The organism is Gordonia sesuvii, from assembly GCF_036350415.1.
Lineage (GTDB): Bacteria > Actinomycetota > Actinomycetes > Mycobacteriales > Mycobacteriaceae > Gordonia > Gordonia sesuvii.
In genome coordinates, this window is the sequence record NZ_JAZDUF010000009.1 from 20114 (window position 1) to 33920 (window position 13807).

Sequence of the window (13807 nt, forward strand, 5' to 3'; positions counted from 1 at the left end):
GTCAGGAGGTTCCCTTCAGCGACCATTGAGCGCCGTCCGGGGTGTCGGTGACCTCGATCCCCGCCTCGGCGAGTCGGTCACGCACACCGTCGGCGGTGGCCCAGTCCTTCTCCGCGCGCGCCTGCGCCCGGCGTTGCAGTTCGGCCCGCACCAACACGTCCAGTGCGGTGCCGGCGGCCGATTCGTCTGCCTGTTCGTCGAGCCAGTGGGCATCGAGCGGGTCGACACCGAGGATGCCCATCATCGCGCGGACCGACGACGCGGCGGCCACAGCGGCTGCGCCATCACCTGATTCGAGGGCGGTGTTGCCGTGGCGTACCACGTTGTGGACGACCGCGAGTGCCGCGGGCACACCCAGGTCGTCGTCGAGTGCGTCGGCGAACTCGCCGGGGATGTCGCCGAGCGCCACCGCACCGACGCGCGACGACACCCGGTTGACGAAGGACTCCACCCGACGGTAGCCGGCGGCCGCCTCGGTGAGCGCGCCGTCGGAGTACTCGAGCATCGACCGGTAGTGGGCGCTGCCCAGGTAGTAGCGCAGTTCGACGGCGCGAACGCGTTGCAGCATCGCCGGGATGGCCACGACGTTTCCGAGCGACTTGCTCATCTTCTCGCCGCCCATGGTCACCCAGCCGTTGTGTAACCAGTAGCGGGCGAACGGATCTCCCGCGCCATGGGCTTGCGCGATCTCGTTCTCATGATGCGGAAAAATGAGATCCATTCCGCCGCAGTGGATGTCGAACTCCGGACCGAGCAGCGACGTCGCCATGGCCGAGCACTCGAGGTGCCAGCCGGGCCGTCCGGTACCCCATGGGGTGGGCCACGACGGCTCGTCGGGCTTGGCAGCCTTCCATAGCGTGAAATCGCGTGGATCACGCTTGCCGGTCCCGGCGCTCTCACCCTGGTGGACGTCGTCGAGTTTGTGTCCCGACAGCGCGCCGTACTCGGGCAGGCTCTGCACGTCGAAGTACACGTTGCCGTCGGCGGCGTAGGCATGTCCGCGTTCGATCAGCCGTTCCATGTACTCGACCATCTGCGTGACGAACCCGGTCGCGCGCGGCTCCCCCGACGGCGGCAACACACCGAGGGCGTCATAGGCGCGGCTGAACGCACGCTCGTGCGTCGCCGCCCACTCCCACCACGGTCGGCCCGCGTCGGCCGCCTTCCGCAGGATCTTGTCCTCGATGTCGGTGACGTTGCGGACGAACAGCACGTCGAGTTCCTTGTGCTCGAGCCATCGCCGCAAGATGTCGAAGGCGATCCCGCTGCGCACATGGCCGATGTGCGGAACGCCCTGGACGGTGGCGCCACACAGGTACACCGAGGCGTGGCCGGGGCGCAGCGGCACGAAGTCGCGCACCTCTCGGGTAGCGGTGTCATACAGGCGCAAGGTCACGACGTGCCATCCTACCGGGTCAGATCCGCCGATCAGGCCACACGGCCGGTCGAGGTCGCTCCGGCAGTCACTCCAGGAGGGCGGTCGCGACGGCCGCGACGCCTTCGCCGCGGCCCGTCATACCCAGGCCGTCGGTGGTGGTGGCCGACACCGACACGGGCGCTCCGAGGGCTTCGCCGAGCACGCGTTGCGCCTCGTCGCGGCGCGGTCCGATCTTCGGGCGGTTGCCGATCACCTGCACCGCGGCGTTCACGACCGCGAACCCCTCACCAGCGACGAGGTCCCGGACGTGTTCGAGCATCGCCACTCCGGAGACACCTTCCCACTCGGGGCGACCGGTGCCGAACACCGAACCGACGTCGCCGAGTCCGGCGGCCGAGAGAACGGCGTCACACAGGGCGTGCGCGCCGACGTCGCCGTCGGAATGACCGGCGCACCCGGGCTCGTCGGGGAAGTGGAGGCCGACCATCCAGCACGCGGCGTCGGCGTCGACCTGATGGGCGTCGGTTCCGATGCCGACTCTCATGTGGGTGCCTCCGGGTGCGAGGGGTCTCGATACGCGTCCTCGCTTCGCTCGGAGGCTACTCGACCAGCGGTAGGTGACTCGGGGGCCACTCGACCAGCGGAAGGCGACTCGGGGGCCACTCGACCAGCGGTAGGTACTCGACCAGCAGAAGGTGTCGAGGTGCGGGCGGACTCGGCGACGATGTCGCGGGCGATCCGCAGGTCCCATGGGGTGGTGATCTTGAAGGCGAGCGGGTCGCCGGACACCACGTGGACGGGGATGCCGACACGTTCGGCGAGGCCGGCGTCGTCGGTGGCGAGGCCGGTGTCATCCGCGTGGGCGGCGCGCAGCGCATCCCGGGTGAACCCCTGCGGGGTCTGGATGGCGCGGAGTGGTTCACGGTCCACGGTCGCACGCACCTGCTCGATGCCCGAGGTGTCCCCGGGCACGACTTCTTTGAGGGTGTCCGCGACGGGTAGCCCCGGCACCACAGCCGGATGTCCGGCACCCACGGCGTCGACGACGCGGCCGAAGACCGCGGGTGGGGTGAACGGACGGGCAGCGTCGTGGACGAGCACGACGTCGGCGACTCCGACGGCGTCCATCCCGGCACGCACCGAATCGGACCGGTGTGCACCACCGGCGACCACGGTCGCCTCGGGGACCATCCGGCGGGCGTCGTCGACGAGGTCCGCCGGGACCACCACGACGACGGTGTCGGCAACACCCGCATCGAGGACACCGGCCACGCAGACCTCGAGGATTGTTCGGTCACCCAGCTTGACGAAGGCCTTGGGTACCGGCTCGCCGAGGCGGGTCCCAGACCCTGCGGCCGGAATGATGACGCCGACGCTCACGACAGGCCCTCACCACACCGGCACCGTTCGTCCGCCTCGTTTACGTTCCTCCCCCGAGAACATTCGGAGGAGGAACGAAGACCAGGGGGAAGAACCGCGGCAGCCGAGTAGTCAGCCACGGAACGCGGCTCAGGAGGCCGCGGCCAGGACCTCGTCGAGAATGCTCGTCGCCTTGGCGTCATCGGTGTTCTGCGCCAGCGACAGTTCGTCGACGAGGACACGACGGGCGCGGGTCAGCATGCGCTTCTCACCGGCCGACAATCCACGGTCCTGCTCGCGACGCCACAGGTCGCGGACGATCTCGGCGACCTTGATGATGTCGCCGGAGATGAGCTTCTCCTGGTTCGCCTTGAAGCGGCGGGCCCAGTTGGTGGGTTCCTCCGTATGCGGGGCGCGAAGCACCTGGAAGACCTGATCGAGACCCTCTTCGCCGACCACGTCGCGAACGCCGACGTACTCCAGCTTCGTCGAGGGGATCTGAACGGTCATGTCACCATCGGCGACTTTGAGAACAAGGTATTCGATCTGTTCACCCTTGATGGTCCGAGTCACGATGTCTTCGACTCGGGCAGCACCGTGATGGGGGTAGACAACGGTGTCGCCAACTTTGAAGTTCAATGTTCCATGCCCCTTTCGAGTACAGCCAGTCTAGCACGGGCGTCCGAGAGGGCACACCCAACGGTGCAGGTCACGGCCCTGAACCGGGGTGACGGGCACCCCTCGGCGAGCATACGGACCTGCAAGAACCGGGCCGTGACGGGCCCCACAGACACCGTGTCGGAGGGTGTGGACAGACCCGGCGCGGGAGGGTCGTCGGCACCAATCCGGCACCCGATCGGACTTTTGCCGCCACGGCCCACTACGCTGCGTAGTGCAGGGTTCGCGCCGGGTGGCGTGTCGGCCTTCGATGACCTGGGAGGAACGGGTGTCAGTGCTTCGGAAAACCGCTCGGCGTTCGGCTGCTCGAACCGTCGATGAGCGCACGGTCGGCGGACGAACGGTGAAGGCCACGGCGGTCGCCGCGTTCGGAATCGCGCTCGCTCTCGGGACCACCGCCTGCGGTGCCGGTCAGGTCTCGCAGACCGCGAACCAGGAACCGGCCGTGAACGGCAATCTCGCGAACGTCGGTTCGATGCAGCTGCGCAACGTGCAGATCATCTACCCCGACGACCGCGCCGACGAGGTCTTCGGCGGCGGCGGACCGTTCGAGGTCTCCTTCGTCATCAGCAACATCGACCCGGTCGAGGCCGACCGCCTGCTGGGCATCGATGCACCCAACGGCGGCACCGTCACCATCGAGGGCGACACCACGATCCCCGCCGGGCAGGCCCTGGCGGCCGGCAAGCCGGTGGGTCTGCTCGAGCCTCAGGACGTCGCGGCGACCGACGAGGAAGAGCACATCACCGTGACGCTCGACGGCGCCGGCGACACCGTTGCGCCGGGCCTCACCACCCCGCTGGAGTTCCGCTTCGAACGGGCCGGCACGGTCACCGTGGACACCCCGGTCGACGCGGGAACCTACATGGTCCGCCAGGATCAGGTCCGCCAGGCGGAGCCCCCGCACGAGGCGCACGTCGACCTCAGCGGTGGCGGCGAAGGCGAGGGCCACGGCGAAGGCGGCCACTGAGCGGCCACCCGGAACCACATCCAGACACAGACCTCACCTGTGGACGAACACCTTCCGGTGTCTGTCCACAGGTGAGGTTTCTTGTTGGGCACATGCGTTGCGGCCGTCGACCTGTCGGCACCCACGACTAGGGTGAGCGCGTGGCAAAGACGAGGTCGACGTTCCGGTGCACAGCGTGCGGGCACACGGTCGCCAAATGGGTCGGGCGCTGCCCCGATTGCGGCGCGTGGGGCACCGTCGACGAAATCGCCTCGATCGCACCGCGCCCCGATGCCGTCGGCGGCGTCACGCCGACCAGTCCGGCCCGGCCGATCACCGAGGTCGACGCCAATTCGTCCTCGGCCGTCGCCACCGGGATCGGCGAACTCGACCGGGTGCTCGGCCGCGGTGTGGTTCCCGGATCGGTCATCTTGCTCGCCGGTGAGCCCGGGGTCGGCAAGTCCACGTTGCTGCTGGAGACGGTCAAACACTGGGCGGGACAAGGCCGGCGGGCGCTCTACCTGACCGGCGAGGAGTCGGCCGGTCAGGTGCGGATGCGCGCCGAACGTACCCACGCCGTGCACGAGAACGTCTACCTGGCAGCAGAATCCGACCTCGCGACGATCCTCGGCCACGTGGACACCGTCAATCCGTCTCTGGTGGTGGTGGATTCGGTGCAGACGGTCGTCGCCACCGGCACCGACGGTGTCACCGGCGGCGTCACCCAGATCCGCGCCGTGACCACCGCGCTCGTGTCGATGGCGAAGAACCGGGGCATCGCGGTGGTACTCGTCGGGCACGTGACCAAGGACGGCGCGGTCGCCGGTCCCCGATCACTCGAGCACCTCGTCGACGTCGTGCTGTCGTTCGAGGGCGACCGCCATTCGACGCTGCGGATGGTCCGCGGCATCAAGAACCGCTTCGGCGCCGCCGACGAGGTCGGCTGCTTCGAACAGCGTGACGACGGCATCCACCAGGTCCCCGACCCGTCCGGGATCTTCCGCCACGAGCGGGACGTGGACGTCAGCGGCTCCACGGCGATGGTCGCGATGGACGGCAAGCGGGCACTCGTCGGCGAGATCCAGGCGCTGACCAACAAATCGACGATGTCGATGCCGCGGCGCGCGGTCTCCGGCGTGGATTCGGCGCGCGTGGCGATGCTCATCGCCGTCCTGCAGAGCCGACTCGGCGTGAAGTTGGACGACCAAGAGGTCTATGTGTCGACGGTCGGCGGCATGCGGGTCACCGAACCCGCCACCGATCTCGCGATCGCGTTGGCCATCCGATCCGCCGTCAAGAACCAACCGATCCCGCACGACACCGTGGCGATCGGCGAGGTCGGGCTGGCCGGCGAGGTACGTCGGGTGTCGGCGGTCGCGCGCCGGGTGGCCGAGGCGAAACGACTCGGCTTCGCCCACGCCATCATCCCCACCGGCACCGACGAGAAGCTGCCGTCGGGCATCCGGATCACGCGCGTGGACAACCTCGATCAGGCCGTCGCGACAAAGACGCGCGACGTCGTCGACGCCCCGTTCTGATCGATCAGGGCCGCGACAACCGGCGTTTGTACTCGTCGGAGAGTTGGCTGTTCTCGAGGTGATCGGCGAAGTGTTCGCGGGCGTTGATGGTCACAAAGATGCCGTGCGCGACCGCGACCGGCTGCGTCGGATCACCGTAGTGGGCGATGCCCTCGGTGTAGATCTTGCGGCGCTGCCTGCCCAGCAGCGACGCGCGGAACTGCAGCGTCGTCTCCACCGGGATCGGCTTGATGTAGTCCACCTCGAGGTGCACGGTGACCGCCGAGGGGCCCACGAGAAGCGGAACCATGCCCATGACGTCGTCGAACGCCGTCGACAGCACGCCGCCGTGGATGACCCCCGGCCCGCCCTCGAACTGGGTTTGCACGCGCATGGCGGCGTCGACGGTGAACTCCTCGCCGGCGAACATCTCCAGTCGCAAGCCGTTCGGGGATTCCTCACCGCAACCGAAGCACATCGGGTTGTGCATCCGCATCCGCTCACCGGCCTTCGCCGCCTTGGGATGGCGTTGCACCGGATCGAGGTCGGTGGGCACGACAAAACTGCTCTTCACGTCCCGATACCCTAGTCGGAGCGCACCTCGACTCGGTGGGCGGACCACCCCGTCGTACAGGAAGGGCCCGAGATGGTTGAGATCGCGAAATCCGACCTCACCCGCGAGACCCTCGCGCGCGTCGCACCCGGCAGTGGGTTGCGCGACGGACTCGAACGCATCCTGCGTGGCGGTACCGGCGCGTTGATCGTGCTCGGCCACGACTCGGACGTGGAGAAGATCTGCGACGGCGGGTTCCACCTCGACGTCGAGTTCGCCCCCACCCGGCTGCGCGAGCTGGCGAAAATGGATGGCGCCGTGGTCCTGTCGACCGACGGTAAGCGGATCGTCCGGGCGAACGTCCAGCTGGTGCCCGATCCGTCGATCCCGACCGAGGAGTCCGGCACGCGCCATCGCGCCGCCGAGCGCACGTCCATCCAGACCGGCCATCCCGTCATCTCGGTGAGCGCGTCGATGTCGATCGTCAGTGTCTACGTCGACGGTGCGCGACGGGTCGTCGAGAGTCCGGACCCGATCCTTTCCCGCGCGAATGTCGCGTTGGCGACGCTCGAGCGCTACAAGGCACGGCTCGACGAGGTGATCGCCGGACTTTCGCGCGCCGAGATCGAGGACTACGTGCTGTTGCGCGATGCGATGACGACGGCGCAGCGGATGGAGATGGTGCGCCGGGTGTCGGTGGAGATCGGCGCGTACGTCCTCGAACTCGGCGTCAACGGCCGGCAGGTGAGCCTGCAACTCGAGGAACTCATCAGCGACAACGACACCATGCGGGAACTGCTGGTCCGCGACTACTACGCCAGCCCGGAGCCGGCCAACACCGAAGACGTTCATCAGACGCTGGAGACGGTGGAGCGACTCTCCGACACAGATCTGCTGGATCTCACCCTGCTGGCGGGCGCCTTCGGCTATCCGACGACGATCGACGCCCAGGACACCGCGATGAGCCCACGCGGGTACCGGCTGCTGGCGCGGATCTCGCGCCTGCAGTTCGCGCACGTCGACCGGCTGGTGCGCAGCTTCGGCACCCTGCAGGCCCTGTTGGCGACCAGCGCCGCCGACCTGCTAGCCGTCGAGGGCATCGGCAGCATCTGGGCCCGTCACATCCGCGAGGGACTATCTCGCCTCGCGGAGAGCAGCATCGAACGGTACGAGTAGGACGACGCGCACCGGCGTCCCGATCGCTACCGGAACGCGCCCTCACCGGTGAGCGCCTTGCCGATGGTGAGCTGGTGGACTTCCGACGTGCCCTCGTAGGTGAGCACGGACTCCAGGTTGTTGGCGTGCCGGATGACCGGGTATTCGAGGGTGATCCCGTTGGCGCCGAGGATCGTCCGGCATTCGCGGGCGATGGCGATGGCCTCGCGCACGTTGTTCAGCTTGCCGGTGCTGACCTGCTCCGGGGTGATCTCGCCGCGATCCTTGAGCCGACCGAGGTGATACGCGAGCAGGTGGCCCTTGCCGACCTCGAGGGCCATGTCGGCGATCTTGGTCTGGGTGATCTGGTAGCCCGCCAGGGGTTTGTCGAACACCTCGCGGGACTGCGCGTAGGCGATCGCGGTCTCCAGGCAGTCGCGTGCGGCGCCCATCGATCCGAAGATGATGCCGAAGCGGGCCTCACCGAGCGCCGTCAGCGGTCCACGGAGTCCGGCGGCGTCCGGAAGCATCGCCGACGCCGGGAGGCGGACGTCGTCGAGCACCAGCTCCGACGTGACAGAGGCGCGCAGGGAGAGCTTCTTGTGGATCTCCGGTGCGGAGAACCCTGGGGTGTCGGTCGGCACGACGAAACCGCGGATGCCGGCCGGACTGTCGGCGAGATCGGTCTGCGCCCACACCACCGCGACGTCGGCGACCGAGCCGTTGGTGATCCACATCTTGGTGCCGTTGAGCACCCAGTCGTCGCCGTCGCGCTTGGCGTTGGTGCGCATGCCCGCGGGATTCGAGCCGAAGTCGGGTTCGGTCAGGCCGAAGCAGCCGAGCGCCTCACCGGTGGCCATCCGCGGCAACCATTCCTGCTTCTGTTCCTCGCTGCCCCAGCGGTGGATGGAGAACATCGCCAACGATCCCTGCACGGAGACCAGGCTGCGGATCCCCGAGTCGACCGCCTCGAGTTCCATACACGCGACACCGTAGGCCGACGCACTCATCCCCGGGCAGCCGTAGCCGTCGAGATGCATGCCGAGTGCACCCAGTGAACCCAGTTCGGCGGCCAGTTCGCGGACGGGTAGCCGACCTTCCTCGAACCAGTCGGCGATATGCGGGCGCAGGCGGTCGACGCCGAACTGCCGCACGGTGTCGCGGATGGCGAGCTCCTCGGGCTCCAGCAACGGATCGAGTGCGAACAATTGGGCGACGGTCTGAGCAGTGGACATGGCCTCACCCTAGCCCGCGCGCCGACCCCCGCCGATCGAGTAGCCCGCGACGAAGGAGCGTGCGTATCGAGATCACCGGCAGCCGACCTGCTACCTCACGGCTCCTGCGCGGGCGCGACCACGTTGAACGTGATCGGCGCGGACTCCTTCTCCCCGATCTTGCCGATGGCTTGGTAGGCCCCGACCGGGACTGGCACACGTGGCGTGTCACAGCCGGGGTTGCTCGTGGTGAACGACCAGGTGATGGTGTCACGGACCTGCTGAGACGGCTTGAGGCTCACGTTGTTCGGCGTCTGCAGCGGCGAGCAGTCACGCGCCGACCACAGTGTCCGGGTGCCGTCGAGGTTGCGGACGATCACGTTCTGGGCGGACTTGCCGACGTCTCGGGTGCACTCGGTGAGACCGGCATTGGTGGTGACGATGGTGAACACCGGCTGGTCGCCCTGCGAGTAGGTGGGCTTGTCGGTGTAGAGGACGACCGAGATGTTGGCGTCCGGGCACAGACCCGACGGCGGGACCGGGCCGGGTGCGGCCGACTCGCCGCCCGGTGTCGGTACCTCGCCCGAGGCCGATGCGTCCGACGGCGCCCCGGCCGCCGCGTTGCCGCCGGCAATTCCGCCGCCGCCGCTGCCGCCGGCCACCCCGGAGCTCTCGGACGGTTCGGACGACTCCCCGGCGTATGCGGTTGTCGTGGACGACGACGGGGCCGACGAGGTCGCGGCGGTGTTGCTCGGTTCCTCACCACCGCTGCTGGCCCAGATGATCAGGCCGATGACGAGACCGATCACGACGGCAGCGCCACCGAGCGCGACGACGCGTCGTCGCCAATAGATCTCGGGTGGTAGCGGGCCGTTCGGTTCGATCACGAACCCCACGCTAACGGGACCGGAGAATCGACTGTCCGACCCCGCTCGGCGTGTCGCACATACATGCTCTGACCGGCGGAAAGTCTAAAGTCGGGGTTCACCCCCGCAGGGGGTCACGGCTCAGCTGTGGGCGACGTCGACGGTGTCGACTCCGTCGAGTTGACCGACCACACCACGAACATAGGCGCGACCCTCGCCGAGCTGATACGTCAGACCGACGATCGCAAGCCTGCCGTCGGCGATCCGGTCGGCGATGATGCGGCTGCGTTCCATGAGCTGCTTGCCCGTTTCCAGCACATGCCGGGCCTCGAACTCGTCGATGCGACTCAGTCCCTCGCTGCGTCCGGCGAGGATGCTGGGGCTCACCTTCTCCACGACGTCGCGGATGTAACCACCGGGGATCTCGAGGTTGTCCAGCGCGTTGAGCGTGGCCTTGACCGCACCACAGCTGTCGTGACCGAGGACGGCGATCAACGGGACCTCGAGGACCTCGGCGGCGAACTCGAGTGAGCCGAGCACCGCCGAGTCGATGACCTGGCCGGCGGTGCGGACCACGAACATGTCGCCGAGACCCTGATCGAAGATGATCTCCGCGGAGAGCCGCGAATCGGAGCAGCCGAAGAGCACGACGTGCGGGTGCTGACCGGACGTCAGTCGTTCACGGTCCTCGATACCCTGTTTGGGATGTTGAGACTCACCGGCGACGAACCGATCGTTCCCTTCCTGCAGAATCTTCCAGGCTTCGGTCGGCGTGACTTGGCTCATGGGCAATAGTGTGCCACCGGCCGCCCTGCTCGGCTGGTTCGACCTCCACGAACGCGACCTCCCGTGGCGTGAGCCGGGCTTGAGCGGATGGCAGATCCTGATCAGCGAGATCATGCTGCAGCAGACACCGGTGTCGCGCGTCGTGCAACCGTGGCAGGAGTGGGTGCGACGCTGGCCGGTGCCGTCGGCGATGGCCGCGGCGTCGCCGGGTGAGGTCCTGCGGGCCTGGGGCAAGCTCGGCTATCCGCGTCGGGCGTTGCGGCTGCACGAGTGCGCCACCGTCCTGGCACGCGACCACGGCGATCGGGTGCCCGACGATGTGGACGTGATGCTGACGTTGCCGGGGATCGGCGACTACACCGCCCGTGCCATCGCGTGCTTCGCCTACGGGCAGCCGGTTCCGGTGGTGGACACCAACGTTCGGCGGGTCATCGCCCGCGCGGTGCACGGCCGTGAACACCCCGGCAACCCGTCGCGTCGGGATCTCGTCGACGCGATCGATCTGCTCCCCCACGACCCTTCCGGTGATCCGTCCGCCTCCGCGCCCCGGTTCTCGGCGGCGCTGATGGAGCTCGGCGCCCTCGTCTGTACCGCGCGTAACCCGAAGTGCGACGTGTGCCCGCTGCCCGACTGCACCTGGGTGCGGCTCGGTCGGCCGGCACACACCGGCCCGCCGCGCAAGGTGCAGAAGTTCGCCGGCACGGATCGTCAGGTGCGTGGGCTGTTGCTCGACGTCCTGCGCGGCACGGACCGCCCCGTCGAACGTCCGCGGCTCGACCAGGTGTGGACCACCGACACCGCACAGCGGGACCGTGCGCTGGACTCGCTACTCGTCGACGGTCTGGTGGAAGTCACCGACGACGGGCTGTATTGCCTTGCGGGTGAGGGGAACTGACGAGGAGCGGTTGCGGGTCTCGATACGCGCTCGCCTAGCGGCGCGATCGAGACCACGCGACCCGACATCTCAACCCGGCAACCCCGACAGGAACGCCTCCACGGCACCGCGGTAGACGTCCGGCGCATCGTCGTGGACGAGATGTCCCGCACCCGGTACCCGCAGGTGTTCGGCGCGTTGATGCATCGAGCACATGGTGCGCATCTGCCCCCGTGGCGTCACCGAGTTTTCCGCCTCGATCAACAGCGCGGGAACGTCGACCGCGCGCCACTGCGCCCAGAAGTCGCGGCCGGCCCATTCGTCGGCGATCCCGGTCCAGATCGGGAGCTTTCCGTGCAGTCGCCCGTCGTCGAACGCCTCGTAGAAGTAGCGGCCGGCGACCGCGCCGAAGAGTTCCTGCGCATGCCCGACCGACGTGAATCGCTCGGGCCAACTGTCGAACCACGGCGTCCAGTCCCGGGTGGTGTGGCCGCGGAAATCCGGCGCCATGTCCTCGATCACCAACGCCGACACCATCTCCGGGTACTGCGCGGCGGTGCACCACGCGTGCAGACCCCCCATCGAATGGCCGATCAGCACGGCGGGCCCCTGGTCGATCCAGACCAGGATCTCGGCGAGATCCGCAACGAACCGCTCGGTGGCGATCTCGGCCTGCCCGCCGGGTTCGGCGACGTCGGCGCCCGTGTGGAATGCGGCATCGAAGGTGAACACGCGGCCGTGACGACGCAGCCACGGGATCTGCCGCCGCCAGGTGCGACCACGTCCCATCAGACCGTGCAACAGCACGATCGGTCCGACCCCGCGGACCGGATGGCCGTCGGGTCCGAGCGGCCCGCCGTGATCACGCAAGCCGATCTCGTTCGGCGCCACTCCCCCGTGCGAGGACCCATCCGGTGACGCGGAATCGGCGACGAAGGTGCTCACGGACTACAGGGTATGGCAGGGGACAGCGTGTCAGGTGGCCGCCGCGTCCGCCGATATCCGCACCCGATCCGGATAGAACGCGACATGTCCGGCGATGGGCGCGACGGCCTCGTACGGTTCGCGATAGGACCAGATGGCGTCGGTGGCCACATCTTCGCCGATGACGAGGTCGTAGTACGTGGCCTCACCCTTGTATGGGCAGTACGTCGTGGTCGCGCTGTCGCGGAGCAGCGCCTGGTCGACATCGGCCAGCGGGACGTATCGGACGGGCGGGTACTGCGCCTCGCGCAACACCTGCGCAGAGGTGGTGTCGGCGACGACGACCTCTCCCACGCGGACCACAACTCTGCCGTTGTCCGGCGACACCGTGATCGGATGGTCGGGCCCCGGTTGCAGTCTCTGGCGCGTCATGCTTCCTCCGTTCACCATGAACTCGAGATCCCTTCATCCAGCATGCCAGTAGGCTGAGCGCATGTCTGTTGTGAAGATCAACGCGATCTCGGTTCCCGAGGGTGCCGGACCCGAGCTCGAGAAGCGTTTCGCCAATCGCGCCCACTCCGTCGACGGCTCCAAGGGGTTCCTCGGGTTCCAGTTGCTCCGTCCGGTGAAGGGCGACGACCGCTACTTCGTGGTCACCCACTGGGAATCCGAGGAGGACTTCCAGGCCTGGGCTGCCGGACCGGCTCGCGAGGCGCACTCCGGCGAGCGCGCGAAGCCCGTCGCGAGCGGTGCCGACCTGCTGGAGTTCGAGGTCGTGCTCGACGCCAAGCCCTCGTCCTGAGGTTGCCGGTCCTGACGTCACCGATGAGCGGTTCGTTGTGAGCTCGTCGGCCGAGTCGCCGGTGACGCCCATGTTTCCCCTGGGCACCGCGCTGCTCCCCGGCGAGCCACTGCCGCTGCGCATCTTCGAACCGCGCTACCGGCAGATGCTGGCCGATTGTCTCGGTCGGGCCGAGAAGTCCGACGCGGCAGGCTACTTCGGCGTGGTGTTGATCGCGCGAGGCCACGAGGTGGGCGGCGGCGACGTGCGCCACCAGTTCGGAACGTTCGCCCGCATCGACAACGTGCTGCGGCAGGCCGACGGCCGCGCTGCGCTCACCTGCACGGGAGCGGGCCGGTTCCGTGTGACCGAGTGGCTGCCCGACGACCCGTATCCGCGGGCGATCACCGAGCCCATTCCGGAGCCGACCATCGAGTCCGCCGACCATCCGAAGATCCTCGAGTTACGTGACCGGCTCGGCGCGTTCGTCGCGGAGGTCGCCGAAACCCGCCCCGAGGCGGCTCCCGCGGGTCTGCCCGACTTCGAGGTCGACGAGGTGGTCGAGCACGGACTCTTCGCGTGGACGACACGACTGCCGATCGGTCCGGCCGACCGGCAGCGGCTCCTCGAATGCGAGACGGTCGCCGACCAGGTGGCGGTACTCGACGACGTCGTCGACGGCCTGACCGCGATGATCCGCTTCGGACGGTGAGCCCGGGACACCCCTGGCCACAAAGTTAGAACGTGTTCTAGTATCGGCTGTGGAGTAGTTC

The 13807-nt window shown here is 68.2% G+C and carries 15 protein-coding genes and 1 pseudogene; 6 read left to right on the plus strand and 10 right to left on the minus strand.

The window, feature by feature from the left end; genetic code table 11:
* Position 1: 1 nt before the first annotated feature.
* The 4 genes and pseudogenes from cysS to VZC37_RS22675 form a co-directional block, all read right to left on the minus strand.
* Positions 2–1432, minus strand: a complete 1431-nt coding sequence (gene cysS / locus VZC37_RS22660) for a cysteine--tRNA ligase (RefSeq protein WP_431309483.1) — start codon at positions 1430–1432, stop codon at positions 2–4.
* 31 nt (positions 1433–1463) lie between these two features.
* The gene (gene ispF, locus VZC37_RS22665) at positions 1464–1922 is read right to left on the minus strand and encodes a 2-C-methyl-D-erythritol 2,4-cyclodiphosphate synthase (protein WP_330436060.1); all 459 of its coding nucleotides are present in this window, start codon (positions 1920–1922) and stop codon (positions 1464–1466) included.
* A 164-nt stretch (positions 1923–2086) separates the two neighbouring features.
* Positions 2087–2758: pseudogene (gene ispD, locus VZC37_RS22670) on the minus strand (2-C-methyl-D-erythritol 4-phosphate cytidylyltransferase); the annotation flags it as partial.
* A 129-nt stretch (positions 2759–2887) separates the two neighbouring features.
* Positions 2888–3376: a CarD family transcriptional regulator gene (locus VZC37_RS22675; RefSeq protein ID WP_160900148.1), complete on the minus strand. Its 489-nt coding sequence runs from the start codon at positions 3374–3376 to the stop codon at positions 2888–2890.
* 307 nt (positions 3377–3683) lie between these two features.
* On the opposite strand from VZC37_RS22675, the gene VZC37_RS22680 reads away from it, so the two are divergent.
* Entirely contained in the window at positions 3684–4385 is a 702-nt protein-coding gene (locus VZC37_RS22680; protein WP_431309474.1) for a copper chaperone PCu(A)C domain-containing protein, read from the plus strand.
* 140 nt (positions 4386–4525) lie between these two features.
* Positions 4526–5902, plus strand: coding sequence for a DNA repair protein RadA (radA, locus tag VZC37_RS22685; protein ID WP_330436068.1), 1377 nt, complete (start codon positions 4526–4528; stop codon positions 5900–5902).
* Positions 5903–5906: 4 nt separating this feature from the next.
* Here radA and VZC37_RS22690 read toward each other — a convergent pair whose 3' ends face one another.
* Positions 5907–6455, minus strand: coding sequence for a PaaI family thioesterase (locus tag VZC37_RS22690; protein ID WP_330436070.1), 549 nt, complete (start codon positions 6453–6455; stop codon positions 5907–5909).
* A gap of 72 nt (positions 6456–6527) precedes the next feature.
* On the opposite strand from VZC37_RS22690, the gene disA reads away from it, so the two are divergent.
* Positions 6528–7610 carry a DNA integrity scanning diadenylate cyclase DisA gene (gene disA / locus VZC37_RS22695; protein WP_330436071.1) on the plus strand — a complete coding sequence of 361 codons (1083 nt, stop codon included), beginning with the start codon at positions 6528–6530 and terminating at the stop codon, positions 7608–7610.
* Positions 7611–7636: 26 nt separating this feature from the next.
* On the opposite strand, the gene VZC37_RS22700 is transcribed toward disA, so the two are convergent.
* The 3 genes from VZC37_RS22700 to VZC37_RS22710 all read right to left on the minus strand — a co-directional run bounded on the left by VZC37_RS22700 (position 7637) and on the right by VZC37_RS22710 (position 10455).
* Complete coding sequence (locus VZC37_RS22700; protein ID WP_330436073.1) at positions 7637–8824, minus strand: acyl-CoA dehydrogenase family protein; 1188 nt, start codon at positions 8822–8824, stop codon at positions 7637–7639.
* Positions 8825–8919: 95 nt separating this feature from the next.
* The gene (locus tag VZC37_RS22705) at positions 8920–9690 is read right to left on the minus strand and encodes a hypothetical protein (protein ID WP_330436075.1); all 771 of its coding nucleotides are present in this window, start codon (positions 9688–9690) and stop codon (positions 8920–8922) included.
* 120 nt (positions 9691–9810) lie between these two features.
* Positions 9811–10455: a carbonic anhydrase gene (locus VZC37_RS22710; RefSeq protein ID WP_330436077.1), complete on the minus strand. Its 645-nt coding sequence runs from the start codon at positions 10453–10455 to the stop codon at positions 9811–9813.
* Between VZC37_RS22710 and VZC37_RS22715 the strand changes: the two genes are divergently transcribed.
* Positions 10454–11350, plus strand: coding sequence for an A/G-specific adenine glycosylase (locus VZC37_RS22715; RefSeq protein WP_330436080.1), 897 nt, complete (start codon positions 10454–10456; stop codon positions 11348–11350). The two genes, VZC37_RS22710 and VZC37_RS22715, sit on opposite strands and share 2 nt — an antisense overlap.
* 69 nt (positions 11351–11419) lie before the next feature.
* On the opposite strand, the gene VZC37_RS22720 is transcribed toward VZC37_RS22715, so the two are convergent.
* Together VZC37_RS22720 and VZC37_RS22725 are read right to left on the minus strand one after the other, a co-directional pair.
* A complete protein-coding gene (locus VZC37_RS22720) occupies positions 11420–12220 on the minus strand; it encodes an alpha/beta fold hydrolase (RefSeq protein ID WP_431309484.1) in 801 nt (266 codons plus the stop codon).
* An 84-nt stretch (positions 12221–12304) separates the two neighbouring features.
* Positions 12305–12685: a DUF427 domain-containing protein gene (locus VZC37_RS22725; protein ID WP_330436083.1), complete on the minus strand. Its 381-nt coding sequence runs from the start codon at positions 12683–12685 to the stop codon at positions 12305–12307.
* 61 nt (positions 12686–12746) lie between these two features.
* Between VZC37_RS22725 and VZC37_RS22730 the strand changes: the two genes are divergently transcribed.
* Both VZC37_RS22730 and VZC37_RS22735 read left to right on the plus strand, forming a co-directional pair.
* On the plus strand, positions 12747–13055 hold the full coding sequence (locus VZC37_RS22730; protein WP_330436085.1) for an antibiotic biosynthesis monooxygenase family protein: 309 nt from the start codon (positions 12747–12749) through the stop codon (positions 13053–13055).
* Between the two features lie 37 nt (positions 13056–13092).
* Complete coding sequence (locus tag VZC37_RS22735) at positions 13093–13746, plus strand: LON peptidase substrate-binding domain-containing protein (RefSeq protein WP_431309475.1); 654 nt, start codon at positions 13093–13095, stop codon at positions 13744–13746.
* Positions 13747–13807 lie beyond the last annotated feature (61 nt).

Bases quoted from the DNA above. Each gene is read 5' to 3' on its own strand.
- VZC37_RS22715 (WP_330436080.1), top strand. From the start codon at position 10,454: ATGGGCAATAGTGTGCCACCGGCCGCCCTGCTCGGCTGGTTCGACCTC.
- VZC37_RS22710 (WP_330436077.1), bottom strand. From the start codon at position 10,455: ATGAGCCAAGTCACGCCGACCGAAGCCTGGAAGATTCTGCAGGAAGGG.
- VZC37_RS22730 (WP_330436085.1), top strand. From the start codon at position 12,747: ATGTCTGTTGTGAAGATCAACGCGATCTCGGTTCCCGAGGGTGCCGGA.
- disA (WP_330436071.1), top strand. From the start codon at position 6,528: ATGGTTGAGATCGCGAAATCCGACCTCACCCGCGAGACCCTCGCGCGC.
- VZC37_RS22700 (WP_330436073.1), bottom strand. From the start codon at position 8,824: ATGTCCACTGCTCAGACCGTCGCCCAATTGTTCGCACTCGATCCGTTG.
- VZC37_RS22725 (WP_330436083.1), bottom strand. From the start codon at position 12,685: ATGACGCGCCAGAGACTGCAACCGGGGCCCGACCATCCGATCACGGTG.
- ispF (WP_330436060.1), bottom strand. From the start codon at position 1,922: ATGAGAGTCGGCATCGGAACCGACGCCCATCAGGTCGACGCCGACGCC.